Genomic DNA, 8,563 nt, shown 5'->3' with positions numbered 1-8,563 from the left:
GGATGAATGGTTGGTCGAATACAACACGGAACGCCCTCACCAGGCCTTGAGGTTCATGACACCTGTCGAGTACCGACAGGCGGCTTAAACTCCAGTGCAAACTGGCTCACGAAAGGGGGCAAAGACAAAAGCGGTTATCCACATTCATTCCCTTATGGGCTTTTTTTATAAGCGTCAGAATACCTCTCTGTAAACGAGTTTTGTCTCGTTGTTCAATAGCTTGCCAGACCTCTATATGCACGTCTAAGTGGTTGGCTTTATGCTCACCTTTGTGATAAAGTCTGGTAGCCACTTCGATACACCGCTGTACACGCTCAAACTCACCGTTGGCCAAACTATACATTGAATAGCCATAAATGGCTACTCCTCGTTCTACCTGTCGCCAGCGGGTACGAATATCCTGCTCTGTATCGCCATACATGGCATAATCAAAGTCTAAAAACTTGCGAATCAGCGGACGGTGGTCCGAGAAAAGGATATACGAAGCCCGTAAGTGGTTGTCAATGGAGGCCACTAAAGGATATGTCAGGCTGTGTTGGTGAGCCCAATGTTCAACTTCAACCAACTTAGCTATGTCATAGCAGAGTTTCTTTGTCTGATCGTAGTTATCATCTAGATACAGAACATTTCGGAGGTACGTCTGTTGGAGTAACTCACGTAAAGAGAGAATATCCTTATCGCTACGGACATTCTCTACTTCTCTCCCAGATAAGCAGCGGCTTAAAATAGTTTGCTCACCTTTAAGTTCTACCTCGTAAATCATACGCTGCCTTATGGCATCGATTCGCCAAGGTTCTACCGTAATTTGACTACGCATATGAGTTTCTCTTTTTTATGAACTCCCAAGAGTGATTTGGTATAGGATTTGGTCTGTTCAACTATAGCCCTTTGTAATAAAGCACCTAAGTTTCTAGTTGTCTGTTTCAAATCATTCAACATTGCGTCGATTCGGCTAAGAACCCAAGCATCAGACATTTGTGGAATAGTGCTTTTAAGTTCATTTAGTTCAGCCGTCATCTGCTTACACTCGCAGATATGAATATCGTCTAAATCATCAGCTAAACTCGCCGAGAGTGGGGTGAAATATGGGGCCTGGGCGGATAGGATCAGGCTTAGGAACAGGAGAATGGAGGGTAGTGTTCGTTGGATGGTTTTGGCGGTAATATAGGCCCTATCTTTTTAATCTTCGAGTAAGAACCAATAGCGTTTTTCGTAACTGGGCAGAGGAGCATAAGGCATCATTTCCATTGGAATGTATTTATGGTCCACTTCGACTTCCAGACCTAATAACCAGGCTGCTTTTAGGTATCCCACTGCTGGGCTGGATATGAAGCAAGCCTCAAAGCGATTGTCCACATTCATTCCCTTATGGGCTTTTTTTATGAGCGTCAGAATACCTCTTTGTAAACGAGTTTTGTCTCGTTGTTCGATGGCTTGCCAGACCTCTATATGCAGATCTAAGTGGTTGGCTTTATGCTCACCTTTGTGATAAAGTCTGGTAGCCACTTCAATACACCGCTGTACACGCTCAAAGTCACCGTTGGCCAAACTATACATTGAATAGCCATAAATGGCTACTCCTCGTTCTACCTGTCGCCAGCGGGTACGAATATCCTGCTCTGTATCGCCATACATGGCATAATCAAAGTCTAAAAACTTGCGAATCAGCGGACGGTGGTCCGAGAAAAGGATGTATGATGCACGTAAGTGGTCATCAATGGAGGCCACTAAAGGATATATCAGACTGTGTTGGTGAGCCCAATGCTCTACTTCAACCAACTTAGCTATGTCATAGCAGAGTTTTTTTGTCTGATCAAAGTCGTCGTCGATAAAAAGAACCTTGGGAATATACTTCGTCTGCAAATTGTACCTTAGTGCGGAAATATCACTTCCAGCTCTTACTTCTCTTAAATCTTTCGAGGGCATGTTACGAGATAAAATTCTCTCCTCGTCCCTCATTTCTTTCGACATATTAAACAGCCATTCAATAGTTTGAATGTGTTCTTGTTTCACTGTAGCCGCACTACGCATATTGATTTTTGGTCTTTATGAACACCTAACAATGACTTTGTATAGTTCGCTTGTCTTCTTAAAATAACTTCCTGAAGTAAAAGCCCTAAGTTCGCTATTGACTGTTTAGAGCCATTTACCATTCTTACAATTCGACTTTCAATCCAATCCTTTGACATCTGTGCAGTACCATCTGTAAGCTCACTCAGTTCGGCAGTCATTTGTTTACACTCGCAAATATGAATGTCGTCTAAATCATCAGCTAAATTCGCCGAGAGTGGGGTGAAATATGGGGCCTGGGCGGATAGGGTCAGGCTTAGGAGCAGGTTCATAGCTCACTTGCCTGAGGGCAGGGCGGACAGGGTGTTGCGGCCGGTGCGGATGTGAGTGGCTTTATCGGCCGTGAGATAGTATCCTTAACCCTTAAAAGTGAGCCAGTGAAAGTTAAGTTTTCTACCCTACTTTTCACTGGCTCACTTTTAAGGGTTAAGGACAGGCCACCTCAAAGTTGTACACCGTGGCGGTGGTGTCGAGGGTGGCAATACTATCTACCTTCAGGCCGGAACGGGGCAGGTAGGGTAAAAATTAACCAGAATCAATCACAGATAGAATATAGAACAATCCGTAACCAATTATTCCAACTGAATCTGTTCTATAATTGAGAATATATTTTTGACCCTCAAATTCAATTTTTTGGTAACGGCTTGAGTATTTTGACCTTTGTTTATGATTGGGTTCAACATAACAATCAGTCAGTAATTCTGATAGTGCTATCCGAACACAACTTGCAAAAGTTAGAAGCATCTCGTTAGAGATGACGATCTCCTCTTTGTCCCAGTTTATCTCAACATGATTTTTACTTGCAAATCGGATGAGATAGGAATACAGATAATTGTACCTATGTGGTACAAGCTCTAGCTCATTTTCTCGAAATTTTAGTTTCATGGCATTGCTAGAATAGTAATAGTCTGCCCTGTTGATATGGTTAGGTGTAATCTGTTTGAAGACTGCCCACTTTCCTTTAGAATTGTCAATATAGCTTTATCAATATTGCCTCTCTGACTTCTGAACGTTCTTAAAAAGTTAGATGCTCCATTTTCACAAATCTGGTGCCGGTTAGGGCCCTTGAGCAACACGTAAGCTGGCTCATCTGGCATTGTCGAAGCAGAATCAGTCTTATTCTACGTGGCCTCCAAAAGCGTCGGGTTGGCCAATGTGCGCATCAGTAGCCTACCGCGCGCGGCTCCTTTATCAGAGTGGTTTCAACTACCAGTCTGGCATTCTTTTCCCGTCTTTTATCGCGCCCGATGAACCGTACCGATTTCCTCAAAACATCAGCTCTTGCCGGAGCCTCACTCATCACCGACCCGCTGGAGGTTCGGGCATTTATCACGCCCAAAAAAGCACAGAAGTACCGCACGGCCGTAGTAGGCGCGGGCTGGTGGGGCGGCAACATCATGCGCTGTGCCGTGCAGGCTGGCGAGTCGAAAATTGTGGCGCTCTGCGATGTAGACACCCGGCAGCTCAAAAAAACAAGCGACGAACTGGCTAAACTCACCACCGACTCGCCCAAACTCTACAAGGATTACCGCGAGATGCTGGCCGCCGAGAAGCCCGAAATCGTGATTGTAGCTACCCCCGACCACTGGCACCCACTGGTGGCGATTGCGGCCATGAAGGCCGGGGCGCACGTGTACGTCGAAAAACCCATCAGCCACACCATCAACGAGGGCAAGGCTATGGTCCGGGCCGCCCGCCAAACGGGGCGCATCTGTCAGGTAGGAACACACCGGCGCATTTCGCCCCACAACGTGTCGGGGATGGAGTTTCTGAAGTCGGGCAAGGTTGGTAAAATCGGGATGGCCCGGGCGTTTGTACACTACGGCGGTGGGCCGGGCAAGCCTACGGCCAATACCGAAGCTCCGCCCGAACTGGACTGGAATATGTGGTGCGGCCCGGCCCCGCTGCGCGACTATAACCCGGCCATGCACCCGCGCGGCTGGCGTAACTTCCTCGACTATGCCAACGGCACCCTCGGCGACTGGGGCATTCACTGGCTCGATCAGATTTTGTGGTGGACCGAGGAAAAACACCCGCGCAAAGTGTACTCCACCGGAGGCCGGTCTATCAAACAGGACAGCACCGACGCACCCGACCATCAGGTATCGACGTTTGAATTTGAGGACTTTACGGCCGTCTGGGAACACCGCACCTTTGGGGGTAACATGGCCGAAAAAACCCATCCGCAACAGGCCGTTGGGGTGTATTTCTACGGCACCGAGGGCACCTTCCACATGGGCTGGCTCGATGGCTGGACGTTTTACCCCGCCGATCCCAAAAAGCCGACCATCCATCAGGATGCGCAGCTCGACAAACCCGACGATCAGAACATCGCTTTGCTGTGGGCCAACTTTCTGCAAAGCATCAAAACAAACAAGCTGCCGGTCAGCGACATTGAAATCGGCCAACGGTCGACGAATATGGCCCTGCTGGGGATGCTCTCGCTCAAACTGGGCCGGAGTGTGTCGTGGGATGGCAACCAGATTGCGGGCGACGCCGAGGCCAACGCACTCCTGGGCCGGGCGTACCGGGGCGAATGGCAATACCCGGTATAGTCACCGTTATTCAAAAACAGCCGCCGGGGCCAACGCGTTGGCCCCGGCGGCTGTCGTTTTAGGGGGCGGTTATCCCGTTTGGCACCCCTGCCCGGTTTACCCGGCGGCTTTCGAGTTGCTCAAACAGGGCACGCGGCCGTTCAAGGTACGGCGGGTCGGGTTCGCGTACGGCCTCTTCGCTGAATACCTGACCTCCGCGTTTGGCGTGGTAGCGGCTGCGCTCCTCAATAGCCTGCCAGCCAGCCTCCCCGATGGATAGGTTCAGATGTTGCGCCAGGTCGCGCATCAGGGCCGTACCGTCGGGCTGATACGCCAACAGAAACGCCCGCGGGTCGGTATCGGCAATGGTTCCGAACCGGGCGTAATAGTACGTCAGCACCTGCGCCATGTAGGCATCAAAGTTGAGCATTTCGACCTCATCGGGCTTTAACCCAAATAGATAAGGCGGCAACAAAGCCGGCACGGCATGCATCCCCCGGTGTTTGCGTTGCGAGGCAATCACGGCCTCCGGCGACCGGTACAACAACACAATGGGCGTGGTTGGGAAAAACCGGCGAATGAGGTCGTAGTAGTACGCATGCCAACTGTCGAGCTTCACAAACAGCTGTTTTTCGTGGCCGGTGCGTGGCTGCCCCACCAGCGTAAGTACCGCCCGGATGTACGTCTCCTGCTGTTCGGGAGTGAGCTGCGGATGGCGTTTCGGCAACTGCAACAGCTCATCGAGAAGCGGCATTTCCGACAACACAATATTCGATTCGTCGAGGCAGAGCAGTTGCGAGAGCAACGTTGACCCACACCGCGAAACGTGGAAAATAAACGCTGTGGGCTCTACGGCCGGTAGGTCCTGTGCCATTTCTACCAGACCGTCGAGCGTGCTTAGGGTTTGGTAACGCCCCGAATTTTGGGGCTCACTCATGCACCGGCTAAGCGTTTCGTCGAAAAACGGGGCATCGAACGGCTGTGCCCCCACCCATTGCCACCGGCAACCCAGTTCGGGCGAGTTAGGCACAAGCGCCGTCGGAATCCAGCCCCAAAGTGGGTGTTTTTCCATCACGACGCGAGTGTGTTTTGCGCCAGTTCCTGCCGTAACTGAGCCACCAACTGCCGGGCAATGTCGGTATCCTGCCGCTCCAGCTCGGCAATCATGCGCCGTTTGGTATCGAGCGAATAATCCCGTTGGCGGGCCTCGTACTCGAAATCGTAGCCTGCCTGCCCAAACCACGCATCGGTCCAGGCATTGCGCAACCCGTCGATCACCAAGTGAATCCGGTCAACGGTACCGCCGTTGTACACACTATGGGGCAGGCTAAAGTTGGCGTACCAGCACTCACCTACCTGCATGGGCAAATCGACCCCATCGACCCGAAACTGCACGTCGGCACCGGTTTGTAGCGGAATGTGAATACGGAAACAGTCAAATTCGTAGCCCAGCTGCCGGTCGGTATGCTCCCGAATATGGCTACCCGGACTCAGCGACAGCAGCCGTACGGTTTGTTGCTCAAAGGGCAACTGCTCCAGAATTTCGCGGAAATACGGGCAATGATCGAGCAGCGGGGTATGTTGATAGTCCATCCGCTCGCCATGCGCGAAAATGTCGGTTTCGCTTCCCGAAGCCGACCGAAGCGCTAGGCTGGTCCAGTTACCCTGATAATCGGCCGTGTTGAAATGGAGGGTCCAGTGGGCCTGTTGGCAACTTGCCAAATCGGCCCGGAGCCGCTGCGGATCGAGCGGAAAAGAAAGTTGAAAGAAACGGTTATTCATCGGGGTAGAGGAAGTATTTTTCGGCGATGGTACTGATTCAATTGACTGGTTTGTCGGGAGCGGGCAAAACCACGTTGGCCCAACGCGCCAAGGTCCAGTTAGAAAAACACGGCTATGCCGTAGACGTGCTGGATGCCGATGTACTTCGGCAAAAGCTCTGGCCCGAACTTACTTATTCGGCCGCGCATCGGCAAGAAAATATTCGTCGGCTGGCCTTTCTGGGCCATCTTTTGTGCCGTCGAAACGTCGTTGTTTTTCTGGCGGCCATCAACCCGTACGAGGCTACGCGGGCCGAGGTAGCCGCTCAGTACCCCGGTACCCAAACAGTCTATGTTTGCTGCGACCTGCCGACGCTCATTGAGCGCGATACCAAGGGCCTGTATGCCCGCGCCCTGCTGCCCGACAACCACCCCAACAAGCTTGCTAACCTGACCGGTGTGAACGACCCGTATGAGCCGCCCCTCCACCCCGATCTGACTCTGTACACTGCCCGGCAAACCGAAGCGCAAAGCACAGAACAGCTCGTGACGTATCTGCTTACCGTGCTCCCCTAAAACCAGACACCTATGCAAGCCAAAGCCGTTTTTACCGACATCGACGCGTATATTGCCTCTTTCCCGGAGCCTACGCAGCAGCTTCTCCAAACCCTACGCGCCACCATTCGGGAGGCAGCTCCCGAGGCCACCGAAACCATCAGCTACCAGATGCCTACGTTTACGTTACACGGTAATCTGGTGCATTTCGCGGCCTACAAACACCATATCGGTTTTTACCCGGCCCCCAGCGGCATCAACGCGTTTCGGACCGAACTGTCGGCCTACAAAGGGGCCAAAGGTTCGGTGCAGTTTCCGCTCAACCAGCCCCTCCCCCTCGACCTGATTGCCCGGATTACGGCGTTTCGGGCGGCTGAGAATAGGCAACGGGCGGTCCTCCGGCCTAAACGGTAACCTCGCGTCGGCAAAGACCGGTAGGCAGAAACCGGCAACCATTCGACCCCGTTCGGGTTATCTCCTCTACCCAACAACGTTTGATTTCAATGTCCTGGAAAGATACCCTCATCAACTCAGCCCTCGGCGCCGAAGCCGCCTTTGACTCCTTAAAAGAGCGCCTGTTCCGACGTTTGGACCACGACAAACCCTACCAGATTATCTATTTTCGGGGATTTGGGTCCGAAACGGCCGTAATGCTCAGCGGGCGCGTGCTCCGGCAGCACGACCTGCCTACCCCCTCCGACAACAGCCGGTTTTGGGAGAATCTGGTGGCTACGTACCAACGTTTCGAGAGCGACGAGGTGCCGGGCGTTACGGTACGGATTGAGGCTTTCGGCCAGAAATACACCACCGTTACCGACGAAGAAGGCTATTTCGAACTGCTCATAAACCCACCCAACGAGCTACCCGCCGGGCGGGCGTGGTACCCCGTCAGCTACTACCTCGACGGTGTGACCCAACCCGACGGTCGGCCGGTTGAAAAGCACGGTCACCTGATGATTTCGCCCCGATTTAGTCAGTTTGGGGTGATTTCAGACATTGACGACACGGTGCTCGTAACCGGCGCGACGAGCATTTTGCAAACGGCCCGGCTTACGTTTCTGGGCAACGCGTACACGCGACTGCCGTTTGGCGGGGTGGCGGCATTTTATCGGGCTCTGCAAAGTGGCCCGGTAACAACACTCTTCAATCCGATTTACTACGTGTCGAGCAGCCCCTGGAATTTGTACGATCTACTGGTCGATTTTTTTCGGATTCAGGGCGTCCCCAAGGGCCCGCTACTCCTGCGCGACCTCGGCCTGAGCGCTAATCAACTGGGCGCGAGCTCGCACCACGAGCACAAACTGGCCATGATCGAAAAAGTGATGGCCGTGAATCCGCAACTGCCATTTGTGCTCATTGGCGATAGCGGGCAACAAGACCCCGAAATTTACAGTCAGGTTGTGCGCGATAACCCCGGCCGGATTCGGGCGGTGTACATCCGCGACGTATCGGCCCAGGACCGGCGCGACGAAGCCGTGCGCGAACTCATCCGCACCACCGAAGCCTTCGACGTGCCCATGCTGCTCGTACCCGACACGGTGGCGGCCGCCGAACACGCAGCGTCGATTGGCCTCATCGACCCCGACACGATCCCCGAAATTCGGGCCGACCGGCGTGCCGACGAGGCAGGTGGAACCATGTAGT

10 protein-coding genes are annotated in these 8,563 nt (G+C 52.8%); 5 read left to right on the top strand and 5 right to left on the bottom strand.

Features of this window, described 5'->3' with window-relative positions:
- The coding region (locus F5984_RS27025; RefSeq protein WP_152125806.1) for an integrase core domain-containing protein at positions 1–88 on the top strand (88 nt) is incomplete at its 5' end.
- Positions 89–106: 18 nt separating this feature from the next.
- On the opposite strand, the gene F5984_RS18970 is transcribed toward F5984_RS27025, so the two are convergent.
- From F5984_RS18970 to F5984_RS18960, 3 genes are all read right to left on the bottom strand, one after another.
- A complete protein-coding gene (locus F5984_RS18970) occupies positions 107–817 on the bottom strand; it encodes a hypothetical protein (protein ID WP_152125801.1) in 711 nt (236 codons plus the stop codon).
- 362 nt (positions 818–1,179) lie between these two features.
- Positions 1,180–2,013, bottom strand: coding sequence for a hypothetical protein (locus tag F5984_RS18965; RefSeq protein ID WP_185155569.1), 834 nt, complete (start codon positions 2,011–2,013; stop codon positions 1,180–1,182).
- The gene (locus F5984_RS18960; protein ID WP_152125799.1) at positions 2,010–2,342 is read right to left on the bottom strand and encodes a hypothetical protein; all 333 of its coding nucleotides are present in this window, start codon (positions 2,340–2,342) and stop codon (positions 2,010–2,012) included. The genes F5984_RS18965 and F5984_RS18960 overlap by 4 nt, the downstream gene beginning before the upstream one ends.
- 975 nt (positions 2,343–3,317) lie before the next feature.
- On the opposite strand from F5984_RS18960, the gene F5984_RS18955 reads away from it, so the two are divergent.
- The gene (locus F5984_RS18955; RefSeq protein WP_152125798.1) at positions 3,318–4,625 is read left to right on the top strand and encodes a Gfo/Idh/MocA family protein; all 1,308 of its coding nucleotides are present in this window, start codon (positions 3,318–3,320) and stop codon (positions 4,623–4,625) included.
- A gap of 58 nt (positions 4,626–4,683) precedes the next feature.
- Here F5984_RS18955 and F5984_RS18950 read toward each other — a convergent pair whose 3' ends face one another.
- Entirely contained in the window at positions 4,684–5,676 is a 993-nt protein-coding gene (locus F5984_RS18950) for a PI-PLC domain-containing protein (protein ID WP_152125797.1), read from the bottom strand.
- Positions 5,676–6,386 carry an aspartyl/asparaginyl beta-hydroxylase domain-containing protein gene (locus F5984_RS18945; RefSeq protein WP_152125796.1) on the bottom strand — a complete coding sequence of 237 codons (711 nt, stop codon included), beginning with the start codon at positions 6,384–6,386 and terminating at the stop codon, positions 5,676–5,678. Before F5984_RS18945 ends, F5984_RS18950 begins: the two co-directional genes overlap by 1 nt.
- 26 nt (positions 6,387–6,412) lie before the next feature.
- Here F5984_RS18945 and F5984_RS18940 point away from each other — a divergent pair, with 26 nt between their 5' ends.
- From F5984_RS18940 to F5984_RS18930, 3 genes are all read left to right on the top strand, one after another.
- Entirely contained in the window at positions 6,413–6,940 is a 528-nt protein-coding gene (locus tag F5984_RS18940; RefSeq protein ID WP_152125795.1) for an adenylyl-sulfate kinase, read from the top strand.
- Between the two features lie 12 nt (positions 6,941–6,952).
- Positions 6,953–7,333, top strand: coding sequence for an iron chaperone (locus F5984_RS18935; protein ID WP_152125794.1), 381 nt, complete (start codon positions 6,953–6,955; stop codon positions 7,331–7,333).
- Between the two features lie 89 nt (positions 7,334–7,422).
- Positions 7,423–8,562 carry an App1 family protein gene (locus tag F5984_RS18930; RefSeq protein ID WP_152125793.1) on the top strand — a complete coding sequence of 380 codons (1,140 nt, stop codon included), beginning with the start codon at positions 7,423–7,425 and terminating at the stop codon, positions 8,560–8,562.
- Position 8,563: the final 1 nt, after the last annotated feature.

Origin of the sequence: Rudanella paleaurantiibacter (assembly GCF_009184635.1) — a bacterium.
Classification (GTDB): Bacteria; Bacteroidota; Bacteroidia; order Cytophagales; family Spirosomataceae; genus Rudanella; species Rudanella paleaurantiibacter.
The sequence above is the reverse complement of the archived record's forward strand: the minus strand, read 5'-3'. Positions and strand labels throughout refer to the sequence as shown.